We start from the raw sequence: 14,486 nt of genomic DNA, 5'->3' as shown, positions 1-14,486 counted from the left end.
CCCGAGGGAGGCAATATCAGTCCTGACCCATCTGCTGCTTGATCAAGTCGCCGATAGTGGTCGGTCCACCGGACTCGGTTTCCTGATCGCGCCCACGGTTCACGTTGCGACGGGTATCGGCCGCCTGATCCTTCGCCTTGATGGACAGGCTGATGGCGCGGTTCTTGCGATCCACACCCACGATACGCGCTTCGACGCTGTCGCCTTCGCTCAGCACGTTACGTGCATCTTCGATACGATCCGCGCTGATTTCGGAAGCCTTCAGAACGGCGATGACATCAGTTGCCAGCTCGACCTGGGCTTCCTTGGCATCGACTTCCACTACACGACCTGTGACGATAGCGCCCTTGTCGTTCACAGCCAGGAACTCGGAAACCGGGTCGGTTTCAAGCTGCTTGATGCCTAGCGAGATGCGCTCACGCTCAGGATCGATGGACAGAATGACCGCTTCGGCTTCGTCGCCCTTCTTGAACTGACGAACGGCTTCTTCACCGGTCTCGGTCCAGGAAATGTCGGACAGGTGAACCAAACCGTCGATGCCACCTTCGAGACCGATGAAGATACCGAAGTCGGTGATCGACTTGATGGTGCCAGAAACGCGGTCACCCTTGTTGTAGCGCGCGTTGAAATCTTCCCACGGGTTAGTGGTGCACTGCTTGATACCCAGGGAAATACGACGACGCTCTTCGTCGATGTCCAGAACCATGACTTCCACTTCGTCGCCGACCTGAACGACCTTGGACGGGTGGATGTTCTTATTGGTCCAGTCCATTTCGGACACGTGAACCAGACCCTCGACACCCTCTTCCAGCTCGGCGAAGCAGCCGTAGTCGGTGAGGTTGGTGACGCGGGCGTTGACCTTGGTGCCTTCCGGGTAACGATCCTTGATGTTGACCCACGGATCTTCGCCCAACTGCTTCAGGCCCAACGATACGCGATTACGCTCGCGGTCGAACTTGAGCACTTTGACGTTGATCTCATCACCAACGGCCACGATCTCGGAAGGATGCTTGATACGCTTCCAGGCCATGTCGGTGATGTGTAGCAGACCGTCAACGCCACCCAGATCAACGAACGCACCGTAATCGGTCAGGTTCTTGACGATACCATTGATCTGCTGGCCTTCCTGCAGGGTAGCGAGCAGAGCTTCGCGCTCGGCGCTGTTCTCGGCTTCGAGGACGGCGCGGCGGGAAACTACGACATTGTTACGCTTGGGATCGAGCTTGATGACCTTGAAGTCGAGCTCTTTGTTTTCCAGGTGCGCGGTGTCGCGAACCGGGCGAACGTCGACCAGAGAGCCCGGCAGGAAGGCACGGATAGATGCCACGTCGACGGTGAAACCGCCCTTGACCTTGCCGTTGATCACGCCCTTGACGATCTCGTCTTTCTCGAAGGCTGCTTCCAGCTCTTTCCACGCTTCGGCACGCTTGGCCTTCTCGCGGGACAGGCGGGTTTCACCGAAACCGTCTTCAACGGCTTCCAATGCAACCTTGACTTCGTCGCCAACGCCAATGGTCAGCTCGCCATTATCGTCCTTGAACTGAGCAGCGGGAATCTGCCCTTCGGACTTCAGGCCGGCGTTGACGGTAATCCAGTCACCATCGATGTCCACCACGGTTGCCATGACGATGGCACCGGGTTCCATGTTGATGTCCTGGAGAGACTGTTCAAACAATTCAGCAAAGCTTTCGCTCATGAGCATCCTACGTGATCAACGTTAATGGCGGTTGTCGCCTTCTCCGCACCACCAGCAAGTACGGGCCTACTGCACAAATCCCCGGGGATGTTAGCGCTGGTTTGACCTGGCTCGGCTTTCAGTCAGTTGCCGAACCACGTCTTCACATCTTGCCGGGGGACCCGGAAGCGTCTGTCTCACTGGACTCAGGCCGAAGGAATAAAGCCTTGATCAGCGAGAAGTCTCTGTATGTGATCCACCACATCCGGTATCGCCAGCTCGGTGGTATCCAGCTCAATGGCATCATGTGCCGGTTTGAGTGGCGCCACGGCGCGCTGCATATCGCGCGCGTCTCGAGCCTGAATCTCTTTTAAAAGACTCGGTAGACTAGCATTTTCGCCAGCTTCCTGCAACTGAAGGAAGCGTCGCCTAGCACGCTCTTCAGCCGAAGCAGTCAAAAATATCTTGAGAGGTGCGTCGGGAAAGACCACGGTTCCCATATCTCGACCATCGGCGACCAGCCCCGGCATCTGCCGAAAGTCGCGCTGGCGTGCCAACAGCGCTTGGCGTACCGCGGGCAAGACGGCAACCTGTGATGCTCGCTCTCCGGCGGCTTCGGTGCGAATGGCCGTACTGACATCCTCGCCTTCCAGCATGACCCGTGTGACGCTATCCTCAGCCAGGAACGTTACGTCCAGCGTTTCGGCCAAACGCGCCAGAGCCGGCTCGTCATCAAACGAGACGCCATGCTTTACGGCCGCTTGTGCGGTCAGCCGGTACAAGGCACCGGAATCAAGCAGATGCCAACCCAGACGCTCAGCAATAAGCCGGCTGATCGTTCCCTTGCCGGCACCGCCGGGCCCATCGAGGGTCAGCACCGCCGCTTGATGCGGGGAGTTCATGCACTCACCTCCTCCAGAGTCAGCCCCACCCGACGCGCCAGATCGACGAAGCCGGGAAACGACGTCGCCACATTGGCACAGTCGTCGATAACGATATTGCCACTGGCGCGCAGCCCGGCAATGGTGAACGCCATGGCAATGCGATGATCGCCATGGCTGTCGATATGTCCTCCGCCGTAGCTGGGCCCATCGCTACCACTACCGACAATATCGATGCCGTCTTCGTATAGCTTATTTTCGACTCCGAGAATGGCAAGACCATCGGCCATGGATTGCAACCGATCGGATTCCTTCACGCGGAGCTCCTCGGCGCCCCGCAGCCGGGTCACACCGTTGGCGTTGGCAGCGGCGATGAACAGTGCAGGGAACTCATCGATGGCCAGCGGCACTTGGTCCACCGGAATCTCGATCCCTTTGAGCGGTGCATAGCGCACGCGAACGTTAGCGACCGGCTCGCCACCGACCTCGCGCTCATCGGACAGCTCCAGGTCGGCGCCCATGGCCTTGAGGATGTTGATGACCCCGACGCGAGTCGGATTGATACCGACGTGCTCGAGGGTCAGATCGGCACCCGGCGTGATCGCAGCAGCCACCAGGAAGAAAGTTGCAGACGAAATATCGGAAGGCACATCGATAGGCGCCGCCGTGAGGCGCCCACCACCCTGCAGCATGGCCACGGCACCCTCGCGATTCACCGGATAGCCGAAGCCATTGAGCATGCGCTCGGTATGGTCGCGGGTTGGTGCCGGCTCGCGCACACGCGTCTCGCCCTGGGCATACATACCGGCCAGCAACAGGCAGGATTTCACTTGGGCACTGGCCATGGGCATGTCGTAGTCGATGCCCATGAGCGCCTGCCCGCCCTTGATTTTCAGGGGCGGCCGACCACCTTCAGCCGTTTCGATGACCGCACCCATCTGGCGCAGCGGATCGGCAACTCGCCCCATGGGGCGCTTGGTCAGCGAGGCATCGCCGGTTAGCTCGGTATCGAACGCCTGACCGGCAAGCAGGCCGGCAAACAAGCGCATGGCGGTGCCGGCATTGCCGACATACAAGGGACCGGCCGGCTTTTTCAGGCCATGCATGCCAACCCCATGAATAGTTACGCGGCCTTGGTGCGGCCCTTCGATGACCACCCCCATCTCCCGGAATGCTTGTAGCGTGGCTAGGCTATCCTCGCCTTCGAGGAAGCCCTGAACCTGGGTCACCCCCTCGGACAGGGCACCGAGCATGATCGATCGGTGAGAGATCGACTTGTCTCCCGGGACGCGAATCGTGCCCAGGACACTGCCGCCGGGGCTGACACGGTAGCGGACGTTGCGTTGTTCCATCGCCTGATATCTCGTCTGATTCAAAAGAGTATCGAAATAATGTCGGGCATGGCTGGCCCGGTCGAAGATCCCCAGCATGGCATCGCCATCGCCGTCAGTAACAGCCTGCCTAAGCCGCGCAACACCAACCTCGAAGTCGTCCAGCGCTTCCAGCACGGCCTCACGGTTGGCCGTAAAGATGTCGCGCCACATCACCGGATCGCTACCGGCAATACGGGTAAAATCGCGAAATCCGCCCGCGGCGTAACGAAAGATATCGAGTCGCTCGTCCTGGCGCGCCAGGGTATCCACAAGCGAAAATGCCAGAAGATGCGGCAGATGACTGGTCCGCGCCAGTACCTGGTCGTGTCGCGCCACGTCCATTTCCAGCACCTGGGCGCCACAGGCCTGCCACAGCGCTCGGACTCGTGCTACCGCTTCAGGGTCGGTATCGGACTGGGGCGTCAGAATCACCTTGTGACGGCGGTACAATGACGGATTGGAGGCCGCCACCCCGCTCTTCTCGGAGCCAGCAATGGGATGGCCGAGTACGAATCGCGGCGGCAACCGGCCGAAGACCCGCTCGGCTGCCTGATGAATCGCCAGCTTTGTGCTGCCGACATCGGTAACCACTTGATCCTCTATCAACGGGGCCAGTTCAGCCATGACCGGCTCCATGGCCAGCACCGGTACAGCCAGTACAATCAGTGAGCTACCCGGCACCAGCGCCGCCAGTTCGGTTCCACCTTCGTCGATGACACCGAGGGCAACGCCCTGTTCGATCTCAGCCGGATCGCGATCGCAGGCCGCAATCTTTCCTTTGTAGCCCGATGCTTTCAGCCCGGCAGCCAACGACCCGCCGATGAGCCCTAGGCCGACGATGAGAATACGCGGCTCGTTCACTCCGCCCGCGTCAGATACGCTACGCTGGCCACCCATACTAGAGAACGCCCTGGGGATAGGATCCTAGTACTTTCACTTCGGCAGACCGTACACGGACCTCTTCGAGCATGGCAGCCACCTCCGGCTGATCGACATGCCCCTTGAAGTCGATGAAGAAGACGTAATTCCACGCACCAGTACGCGATGGACGCGTCTCGAGACGCGTCATATCTATCTGGTGACGATGGAACGGCTCGAGCAGGTCATGCAAGGCACCCGGCTGGTTACGCATGGCGACTACTAACGAGGTCTTGTCATCGCCGGACATCGGTACGTCTTCATGCCCGATGATCAAGAAGCGCGTGGAATTGTCCGGTCGATCCTCGATCTTCTCGGCGATCCTGTCGAGTCCATACAGCTTGGCAGCCATGTCACCGGCGATCGCGGCGCTGTGCCACTCGGTCTTGATCAGGCGCGCAGCCTCAGCGTTGGACGAGACCGGCACCCGCTCAGCCTGAGGATAATGCGCATCGAGCCACTTACGGCATTGAGCGAAAGACTGCGGGTGAGAGTAGATGCGCGATATCTTGTCCTGTCGGGTGGTAGACGACACCAGCAAATGATGGTGTATGCGCAACACCACCTCGCCGCAGATCTTCATGGATGAGTCCATGAACGAATCCAGCGTATGGTTGACCACCCCTTCGGTCGAATTTTCCACCGGGACCACGCCATAATTGACAGCCCCCGCCTCGACCTCGCGAAACACCTCGTCGATGGCTGCCATTGGCAGGCTTTTGGCGCTTTCACCGAAGTGCTTCAGCGCGGCCTGCTGGGTAAACGTGCCTTCCGGCCCAAGATAGGCCACCTTGACAGGTTGTTCGAGGGCCAGGCAGGCGGACATAATCTCGCGGAACAGGCGCGCCATCTCCTCGGAGTCCAGCGGTCCGGTATTCAGGGCCATGATCCTCCGCAGTACCTGAGCTTCACGCTCGGGACGGTAGAATACCGCCTGAGGATCATCGGCGGTCTTCACCTGGGCAACGGTCTGGGCGCACATGGCCCGCTCGCTGATCAGGCGCAGGATTTCGCTATCGATGGCATCGATGCGATTGCGCAACTCGTCGAGATTGACCGGGGATTCGCTCATTCTTCAGTTCCTCTCACTCAGCACTTCCAACCCGCATCATCCGCGACGTTGCTCGAAATCCTGCATGAAGCTCACCAGTGCATCCACGGAGGCTTCCGGAACCGCATTGTAAAGGCTGGCGCGCATGCCGCCCACGCTACGATGCCCTTTCAGATTGAGCAGGCCGACCGCCTCGGATTCCTTCAGAAAAAGGTCATTGAGCGACTCATCGGCCAGCACAAAGGGGACATTCATTCGCGAACGGTTGATCGGCTCGATAGGATTGCTATAGAAGTCACTGGCGTCGATCGCACCATAAAGCTTGGCCGCCTTGCGTTCATTGATAGCGTTCATCGCGTCAAGCCCGCCGATATCATCACGCAGCCACTCGAACACCAAGCCAGCCAGGTACCAGGCATAGGTCGGCGGAGTGTTGTACATCGAGCCGTGTTCGGCCATGACACGGTAGTTGAACATGGTCGGAGCGTCCGGATGAGCACGATCGAGCAGGTCTTCGTGGACGATAACCAGCGTCAATCCTGCTGGACCAATGTTTTTCTGCGCCCCGGCATAGATCACACCGAAGCGCGAGATGTCCAACGGCGCGGAAAGGATCGACGATGACATGTCACAACACAGTGGTGCGCCGCATTCGGGAATATAATCGAAGGCCAGCCCACCGATCGTCTCGTTGTCGGTGTAGTGCAGGTACGCCGCATCACTGGACAGGACAATGTCGCTTGGCCGCGGCACGGCAGTCAGCCCGTTGGCCTCGCTGGACGCGGCGATATGCGCCCCGCCCAAGTGTTTGGCCTCGGTAATTGCCTTCTTGCCCCAGATACCCGTATAGAGGTAGTTGGGGGTTCCGCCATTGCCCAGCAGGTTGTAGGGCAGCATGGCGAACTGAGTCGAGGCCCCACCCTGAAGGAATAGCACCCGGTAATTGTCCGGCACGTTGAGCAGCGAACGCAGGGTCGCTTCCGCCCCTTCGGCGATGGCCGTAAATTCGGGGCTACGATGGCTCATTTCCATGACGGAAAGTCCACGCCCCTGATAGTCGAGCATCTCGTCGCGAGCGCGTTCAAGGACTGGGGCGGGAAGTGCCGCTGGGCCGGCACAGAAATTATGGTGACGTGTCATCAGCGCTGACTCTCGCAAAGACCTACGAAAACGACCGCCGGGTAAGCGGCGGTCGCTGTGCATCGTTATTACTCGGAATCCGGCTCGTCTGACGATGCCTCAGCCGAGGCATCGTCGATAGGCGTTTCCACGCCATGATTGGTGACATCCTTGGCTTCGGCCGGTACCGCATCATCCTCCAGAGAGGCATCATCCACCGCGTCTTCGGCCGGCTCGTCGATACGCACCGTCTTGACCAGTGACTCGGCCTCACCGAGGCGGATCAGCATGACGCCCTGCGTGTTACGCGAGGTGACCGAGACTTCTTCAACCCGAGTACGCACCAGGGTGCCACGATCGGTGATCAGCATCATCTCGTCCTTGCTGGCCACCTGCATGGCGGCTACCAGAGCCCCGTTACGCTCGCTGGTTTGCATGGCGATGACACCCTGGCCGCCACGACCCCGCAACGGGAACTCCTCGAGCCGGGTGCGCTTGCCGTAACCATTCTCGGAGGCTGTCAGGATGTAGATCTGTTCGTCGTTGCCATTACTGACATGGCTGACGTTGCCCTCTGCGTCCCGCTGGTCATCATCCGCCTCGCTATCGATCAAGGTCGATTGAGGAATGATCAGACTGATGACCTCGGCACCCTTCTGCAGGCGCATGCCCCGTACGCCACGAGCAGTACGGCCCATGGCGCGCACGTTGGTTTCTTCGAAGCGAATCGCCTTGCCATTGGAGGACAGCAGCATGACATGATCGTTGCCCGAGGTAATCGCCGCCCCAACGAGCCGGTCGCCCTCTTCAAGATCGATGGCAATCAGACCGACGCTACGCGGACGCGAGAACTGGTCCAACGAGGTGCGCTTGACGGTACCGCTGGCAGTTGCGAAGAAGATATAGCAGTCCTCGCTATATTCGCGGACCGGCATCATGGCGTTGATCGACTCGTCAGCATCCAGCGGCAGCAGGTTGACCAGGGGCTTGCCACGCGACCCTCGGCTGGCTGCAGGTATTTCATAGACCTTCAACCAGTAGACCTTGCCCTTGTTGGAGAACAGCAACACCGTATCGTGGGTCGAGGCGACCAGCAGATGCTCAATGACATCCTCGTCCTTCATGCTCGTCGCCGACTTGCCACGACCACCCCGGCGCTGGGCCTGGTAGTCACTGATCGGCTGCGTCTTGGCATAGCCGCTGCGCGAAATGGTGACGACCATGTCCTCTTCGTTGATCAGGTCTTCTATGGTCAAGTCCAGACGACTGATCTGAATCTCTGTCTTGCGCTTGTCACCGTACTGGTCGCGAATCGCGATCAGCTCCTCGCGGATGACTTCGAGCAGACGATCAGCGGAGGCCAGGATCTCCGTAAGCTCGGCGATCCTTTCGAGAATGCCCAGATATTCGTTGAGCAGCTTCTCGGTTTCCAAGCCTGTCAGGCGATGCAGGCGCAGTTCGAGAATGGCCTGGGCCTGAGCCGGGGACAGCCGGTATTCGCTGCGGTCCTCGGCGAGCCCATACCCCTCCTCCAACCCCTCGGGCCGGCAGGATGTAGCGCCGGCGCGGTCCAGCATGCCGGTGACCTGCCCGGGCTGCCAGGCACGATCGAGTAGTTTCTCCTTGGCCTCGGCGGCGCTCGGCGACGCCTTGATCAGCTCGATCACCTCGTCGATATTGGAGATGGCGACCGCCAACCCTTCGAGAATATGGCCGCGCTCACGCGCCTTCTTGAGTTCATAAAGCGTACGACGGGTCACAACCTCACGACGGTGCCGTACGAAGGCCTCGAGAATTTCCTTGAGGTTGAGAGTCTTGGGCTGGCCGTTATCGAGCGCCACCATGTTGATGCCGAATACGGTCTGCAGCTGGGTCTGGGCGAACAGGTTGTTGACGACCACCTCACCGGACTCGCCACGCTTGGTCTCGATCACCACACGCAGCCCGTCCTTATCGGACTCGTCACGTAGCTCGGCAATACCCTCGATACGCTTTTCCTTGACCAGCTCGGCAATCTTCTCGATCAGACGTGCCTTGTTGACCTGATAGGGCAACTCGGTAATGACGATATGGTCGCGCCCGGACTTCTCGTGATACTCGATACTATGCCGCGCCCGGACATAGATACGTCCCCGCCCCGTCCGGTAGGCATCGAGAATACCCGCCTTGCCATTGATGATGCCCGAGGTAGGGAAATCAGGGCCGGGAATGTACTCCATCAGATCGTCGACGGTCAGCGTGTAATCGTCGATCAGGGCGAGGCAACCGTTGATGACCTCGACCATGTTGTGCGGCGGGATATTGGTCGCCATACCCACGGCAATGCCCGAGGCCCCATTGACCAACAGGTTCGGAACCTTGGTAGGTAGCACATCGGGAATTCGCTCGGTGCCGTCGTAGTTATCGACCCAATCGACGGTTTCCTTCTCGAGGTCGGCCAACAGCTCATGCGATAACTTGGCCATGCGCACTTCGGTGTAACGCATCGCTGCAGCGCTGTCGCCGTCGATGGAACCGAAGTTACCCTGGCCGTCGACCAGCACATAGCGCATCGAGAAGTGCTGCGCCATACGCACGATGGTGTCGTACACCGCGCTATCGCCGTGCGGGTGATATTTACCGATGACGTCACCGACCACACGCGCGGACTTCTTGTAGGGTTTGTTCCAGTCGTTGCCAAGCTCATGCATGGCGAACAGTACGCGGCGGTGTACTGGCTTAAGGCCATCGCGAACATCGGGCAGCGCGCGGCCGATGATCACGCTCATCGCGTAGTCGAGGTACGACTGTTTCAGCTCGTCCTCGATATTGACTGGAAGAATCTCTCTGGCGATATCACCCATGGGTTGTCAAATCCTTTGGCACTGCGACTGGTAAGCAGCTGGCATATGGCATGCAAGCATCATCCCATGCGGAGCCTGACGGCACGCAGACGGGATGGCCGATCTTCCGAGTCGGGAGAGATCGTAATCGGCGGATTATACCATTGTGCGAAGGATTAAGGCAGCGCGCGGAGCGATCATCCTGGCCGACTTTCGGGCTCGAGTATCAACGGCTTGAGCGTCTCGCGCAGATCGTCTTCGATACTCATGGTTCGGCCGGATCGACTATCGAGCAGCACGAAGGTGAAATCGGCATCAGCAATGCGCTTTCCGCCATCGACGCGATTGATTTCCTGATGCATGACGGCGCTACGATGGTTCAATCTTGACAGCGAGGTGAGAATTTCCAGCTCATCATTCATGACCGCGGCACGCCGATAGTTGATATTGAGATTGACCGCCACGACTGCCAACCCCTGATTGAACAAGGCCGCCAGGTCAAACTGCTGCTCGAAATAGGCCCAGCGCCCTTCCTCGAGGAACTCCAGGTAGCGTGCATTATTGACGTGGGCATAACCATCAAGATGAAAGCCGCGCACGCGCACGGTCGAGCGGGCGATACGTTGATCCATGGCCGGGAAGATCCTTTGATATAAGGGTAAAAACAACACTCGATTCTAGTCAGATCGCCATCGAGTAACAAACGGATGTTTTAAACTGAGGCACCGTCTTTACAAGCATGGACTCACTTGCCATTACCCGAATGCCACTGGCACCCTCCAGCGCTATTCGACATAATGTGCCTCCTTTCAAACGGAACGACACCATGTGGTTCAAGCACTTGCATCTCTACCGCGTGCATGACGCCCCAGCACTAAGCGATGACGATTTGGCCGTGGCGCTCGATGAGCAGGCCTTTCGTCCGCTAGGCAGCGTTGAAGCCAAGCGCATGGGCTGGAGTGCACCAGCCGGCCGAGGCAGTCAGCAGCATCTACACGAGATACAAGGTCACCGCCTGATGTCGGCTCTTCGCCAGGAGCGGCTACTACCCGCCTCGGTGGTCAAGGAAGAGATGGAAAGTCGCGCCGCCGAACGCGAAGAGGCCGAGGGGCGCCCGCTGCGCCGCCAGGAAAAGCAGACCCTCAAGGAACAGATCTACGAGGAATTCCTGCCGCGCGCCTTCGTGCGCACTCAGCGTATCGATCTTTGGTGGGATACCCAGCGTCACCTGATCGGCGTCAACGCCTCTAGCCGCAAGCGCGCCGAGGATGTTCTCGACCTGCTGCGCCAGACCCTGGGCAGTCTCAAAGTAACGCCACTGGCCACCCGGGCGACGCCCATGCGCGCCATGACGGAATGGCTCAGCGATCAGGACAAGCGCCCGGCGGCCCTTGTCCTGGGTGACCAGGTCGAACTCAAGGCCATCAGCGGTGACGAAAGCGTGCTGCGCGGACGTCAAATCGACCTCGATGGCGAAGAGATCCAGACGGCGCTCGAGGCTGGACGTCAGGCAACCCGGCTGGCCTTTACTATCGACGAGTCGCTATCTCTGGTGTTGACCGATGACCTTGCCCTGAAGAGCCTGCGCTTTGCCGACGCCCTGATCGACGAAGCCAGCCAGACCGATGATGGCGACGACCCCATCCTGCGCCTCGAGACCGATTTCGCGCTGATGACCCGATCACTTTCACACACTATCGAACAACTTATCGAATGGCTGGGTGGCGAAGCCACACCCGCCACGCCGACGCCATGACAAATCAGCTATCCCAGGAAAACTTCGAAAACATCCGTCCCTACCACGACGACGAAGTCGCCGAGGTACTTGCGCGGCTTGCACACAATAACGAGTTCCTCGACGCCATTACGCGCTATAGGCTACCTCGGATGGCGCGTTATACCCCGTGGTTGGCCCGCTTTCTCGCAGGCCGCGCCCTGTCACGCCAGATGCGTGGCGTGGATAGCGTGGCCAAGCTTCAGAATCGCATCGCCGACTATATGCGGCATATGATTGCCAAGACTACCGACGCCTTCGAGGTAGAGGGTCTCGATAAGCTCGACCCCGACCAGGCCTACCTGTTCATCGGCAATCATCGCGATATCGCGCTCGACCCGGCATTCGTCAACTTCGCGCTCTATCAGGCCGGCCGCAACACGGTGCGTATCGCCATCGGTGACAATCTGCTGCAAAAACCCTACGTCACCGACCTGATGCGCCTTAACAAGAGCTTTATCGTCCCCCGTAGCGCCAAGGGCAAGCGGGCCATGCTCGCCGCCTACCAGGCACTCTCGCGGTACATTCAATATTCGATTACCGTCGATAACCACTCGGTGTGGCTGGCCCAGCGTGAAGGCCGCGCCAAGGACGGTATTGATCAAGCCGATCCGGCAATCATCAAGATGCTCACCATGGCGCGCCGCCAGCAGGACAAGGAAGCCAGCCTGGGCGATGCCATCCGTGAACTGCATATGGTGCCGGTATCGATCAGCTACGAATACGACCCCTGCGATGTGCAGAAGGCACGTGAGCTGTATGCCGTGCATACCGAGGGGCGTTATGAAAAAGCCGATTTCGAGGACATTCGCTCGATCGTCACCGGCATTACCGGTGCCAAGGGCCGCATCAAGCTGACCTTCGGCACCCCTTTGACTGCCGACTTCGATACGCCGGAGCAAGTCGCCGAGGAGATCAACCGCCAGGTGTTGGGTGGCTACCACACCTTCCCCAGCCACGAACTGGCACTCGAGGCCAGCGGCGAGGCCCCCGATCTTCTCGACCTGGGCGAGGTCACAAGCGCTGATCGTGAGCGATTCACTGCTCGCCTCAACGAAGTACCCAGCGAACTGCGCGACTGGTGGCTAGCCCAATACGCCAACCCCATTCTCAACCGCGCAGGCCGGATCCGCAGCGACTGACAACGAAGCGCGCTAAAGAAATGACGAGCGCCAGCCCGGGGCGTATAGCCTAGGCAAAATCAGTGAAAAGCGGACTGGTCCCGCACGCGAGCTCACTAGCTGTTAAGTGAGCATTTCGTTGGGACGCCGGGGTTGGACTCACGAACGAACTGACTGCTAACGAAGTATGGCCGAGTACAGCCAGTTCCGTTCACTTTCTCCAGAACATCGGAGTCAGTAACACCAGGACCGTCAAGATCTCCAGGCGTCCCATCAGCATCCCCACACATAGCAACCACTTGGCAGCGTCGGGCAAGGTCGCAAAGTTGCCTGCCGGTCCAATGATGTCGCCCAACCCTGGGCCGACGTTGGCAACCGCTGTGGCCGCCCCGGACAGTGCCGTCACGAAGTCCAGTCCAAGCATCGCAAGGGCCAGGGCCAATCCGGCGACGGTCAGAAAGAAGAAAAACGAGAAGGCGATGACGCCGCGCACAACTTCGTCGGTCAGGACAGTGCCATTGTAGCGTTGGGCAAAGACGCCGTTGGTATGGACCAGAAACCGCAACTGGTTGAATAGCATAACCATCGCGACCTGAAAGCGGAATATCTTCATGCCACCACTGGTCGAGCCACTGCAGCCTCCGACAAAAGTCAGGTAGAAGAACGCTGCCACCGCAAGGGGGCCCCACAGCGTGTAATCACCGGAAGCGTACCCCGTCGTGGTAACTACCGACACGACGTTAAACGTGACCTGGGTCAGCGCGTCGAACGCCGGTGCGCCCTTGGCAATCAGGTACCCTGTCAATAGCGCGATGACCAATAGCAGCAGCCATAACAGACCACGAACCTGCTGGTCGCGCCATAACGCCGATGGCGAGCCGCGAACACTGCGAATGTAAAGTACGAAGGGCAGCGCGCCACTGAGCATGAAAAGCGACCCCAGCCACAGCAGCACAGGCTTATCCGCATAAGCACCGAACGAGGCATCCGAATTGGCAAAACCGCCCGTAGCGAGCGAAGTCATGCCGTGCACCACGGCATCAAGCGGCAGCATTCCACCCAGCCAGTAACTGAAGATGGCTACCAGTGTAAGGCCACCATAGACCGTCATGGTGGCCTTGGCGATACCACCGGTCCGTGGCATGACCTTATCGGACCAGTCGGAGGATTCGGTCTGGAAGAGACGCATGCCGCCGACCTTGAGAAAAGGCAGGATGGCGATCGCCATGACTATGATGCCGATGCCCCCCAACCACTGCATCATGCCCCGCCATAACTTCAGGCCATCTGATAGGCGCTCGATTCCCACCAGGATCGTCGAACCGGTCGTGGTAATGGCCGACACCGACTCGAACACGGCATCGGTGAACGAGAGCTGCGGCGCCCCCAGAATGAGCGGCAGGCTGGCGAATCCGCAAATCGAAACCCAGCTCAGGGTCGTCAGGACAAACATGTGACGCGGCTTGAGCTCGATCGAGACTCGGTGTGTCAGGGACCACCCCAGAAAGACGGACGTCATCACGATCAGTATTGACCACCCGAAGGCCCAGGCATCCGGGTCCCGCTCAAGCAACAATACCAACCACGGCAGCACCATGAACGACGCGAGTACCAGCCAGAGCACGGCCAACACCTTGAGCACTGGCGCCCAACTCACCATGGCATGCCGGAGTGGCAAACGAAACGAGGCCATGCGTTCTCTTCCCTTGCGTATGTAATGGCCGGCGGCAACTATAGCGTAGAGTTTTCTTA

The 14,486-nt window shown here is 59.3% G+C and carries 10 protein-coding genes; 2 read left to right on the top strand and 8 right to left on the bottom strand.

What is annotated here, in order from left to right:
• Positions 1-16: 16 nt before the first annotated feature.
• From rpsA to F568_RS0108095, 7 genes are all read right to left on the bottom strand, one after another.
• A complete protein-coding gene (rpsA, locus tag F568_RS0108125; protein WP_019018225.1) occupies positions 17-1,696 on the bottom strand; it encodes a 30S ribosomal protein S1 in 1,680 nt (559 codons plus the stop codon).
• Positions 1,697-1,881: 185 nt separating this feature from the next.
• Complete coding sequence (cmk, locus tag F568_RS0108120) at positions 1,882-2,577, bottom strand: (d)CMP kinase (protein WP_019018224.1); 696 nt, start codon at positions 2,575-2,577, stop codon at positions 1,882-1,884.
• Positions 2,574-4,826: a bifunctional prephenate dehydrogenase/3-phosphoshikimate 1-carboxyvinyltransferase gene (locus F568_RS0108115; protein WP_019018223.1), complete on the bottom strand. Its 2,253-nt coding sequence runs from the start codon at positions 4,824-4,826 to the stop codon at positions 2,574-2,576. The genes cmk and F568_RS0108115 overlap by 4 nt, the downstream gene beginning before the upstream one ends.
• A 1-nt stretch (position 4,827) precedes the next feature.
• Positions 4,828-5,919 carry a prephenate dehydratase gene (gene pheA / locus F568_RS0108110; protein WP_019018222.1) on the bottom strand — a complete coding sequence of 364 codons (1,092 nt, stop codon included), beginning with the start codon at positions 5,917-5,919 and terminating at the stop codon, positions 4,828-4,830.
• Between the two features lie 36 nt (positions 5,920-5,955).
• Positions 5,956-7,038, bottom strand: coding sequence for a 3-phosphoserine/phosphohydroxythreonine transaminase (gene serC / locus F568_RS0108105; RefSeq protein WP_019018221.1), 1,083 nt, complete (start codon positions 7,036-7,038; stop codon positions 5,956-5,958).
• 68 nt (positions 7,039-7,106) lie between these two features.
• Positions 7,107-9,860: a DNA gyrase subunit A gene (gyrA, locus tag F568_RS0108100; protein ID WP_019018220.1), complete on the bottom strand. Its 2,754-nt coding sequence runs from the start codon at positions 9,858-9,860 to the stop codon at positions 7,107-7,109.
• A gap of 176 nt (positions 9,861-10,036) precedes the next feature.
• The gene (locus F568_RS0108095) at positions 10,037-10,471 is read right to left on the bottom strand and encodes an acyl-CoA thioesterase (RefSeq protein WP_019018219.1); all 435 of its coding nucleotides are present in this window, start codon (positions 10,469-10,471) and stop codon (positions 10,037-10,039) included.
• A 194-nt stretch (positions 10,472-10,665) separates the two neighbouring features.
• Here F568_RS0108095 and F568_RS0108090 point away from each other — a divergent pair, with 194 nt between their 5' ends.
• Both F568_RS0108090 and F568_RS0108085 read left to right on the top strand, forming a co-directional pair.
• On the top strand, positions 10,666-11,595 hold the full coding sequence (locus F568_RS0108090; RefSeq protein WP_019018218.1) for a recombination-associated protein RdgC: 930 nt from the start codon (positions 10,666-10,668) through the stop codon (positions 11,593-11,595).
• The gene (locus F568_RS0108085) at positions 11,592-12,755 is read left to right on the top strand and encodes a 1-acyl-sn-glycerol-3-phosphate acyltransferase (protein WP_026300410.1); all 1,164 of its coding nucleotides are present in this window, start codon (positions 11,592-11,594) and stop codon (positions 12,753-12,755) included. Before F568_RS0108090 ends, F568_RS0108085 begins: the two co-directional genes overlap by 4 nt.
• A 190-nt stretch (positions 12,756-12,945) precedes the next feature.
• On the opposite strand, the gene F568_RS0108080 is transcribed toward F568_RS0108085, so the two are convergent.
• Positions 12,946-14,427 carry a TrkH family potassium uptake protein gene (locus tag F568_RS0108080; RefSeq protein ID WP_019018216.1) on the bottom strand — a complete coding sequence of 494 codons (1,482 nt, stop codon included), beginning with the start codon at positions 14,425-14,427 and terminating at the stop codon, positions 12,946-12,948.
• Positions 14,428-14,486 lie beyond the last annotated feature (59 nt).

Origin of the sequence: Modicisalibacter luteus DSM 23508 (genome assembly GCF_000378505.1) — a bacterium.
GTDB classification, from domain to species: domain Bacteria; phylum Pseudomonadota; class Gammaproteobacteria; order Pseudomonadales; family Halomonadaceae; genus Modicisalibacter; species Modicisalibacter luteus.
This window is presented reverse-complemented; position numbering and strand designations above follow the sequence as displayed.

Coding starts and splice junctions, on each gene's coding strand:
- cmk (WP_019018224.1), bottom strand. CDS start 2,577: ATGAACTCCCCGCATCAAGCGGCGGTGCTGACCCTCGATGGGCCCGGC.
- rpsA (WP_019018225.1), bottom strand. CDS start 1,696: ATGAGCGAAAGCTTTGCTGAATTGTTTGAACAGTCTCTCCAGGACATC.
- F568_RS0108085 (WP_026300410.1), top strand. CDS start 11,592: ATGACAAATCAGCTATCCCAGGAAAACTTCGAAAACATCCGTCCCTAC.
- F568_RS0108115 (WP_019018223.1), bottom strand. CDS start 4,826: ATGGGTGGCCAGCGTAGCGTATCTGACGCGGGCGGAGTGAACGAGCCG.
- pheA (WP_019018222.1), bottom strand. CDS start 5,919: ATGAGCGAATCCCCGGTCAATCTCGACGAGTTGCGCAATCGCATCGAT.
- F568_RS0108090 (WP_019018218.1), top strand. CDS start 10,666: ATGTGGTTCAAGCACTTGCATCTCTACCGCGTGCATGACGCCCCAGCA.
- serC (WP_019018221.1), bottom strand. CDS start 7,038: ATGACACGTCACCATAATTTCTGTGCCGGCCCAGCGGCACTTCCCGCC.
- F568_RS0108080 (WP_019018216.1), bottom strand. CDS start 14,427: ATGGCCTCGTTTCGTTTGCCACTCCGGCATGCCATGGTGAGTTGGGCG.
- F568_RS0108095 (WP_019018219.1), bottom strand. CDS start 10,471: ATGGATCAACGTATCGCCCGCTCGACCGTGCGCGTGCGCGGCTTTCAT.
- gyrA (WP_019018220.1), bottom strand. CDS start 9,860: ATGGGTGATATCGCCAGAGAGATTCTTCCAGTCAATATCGAGGACGAG.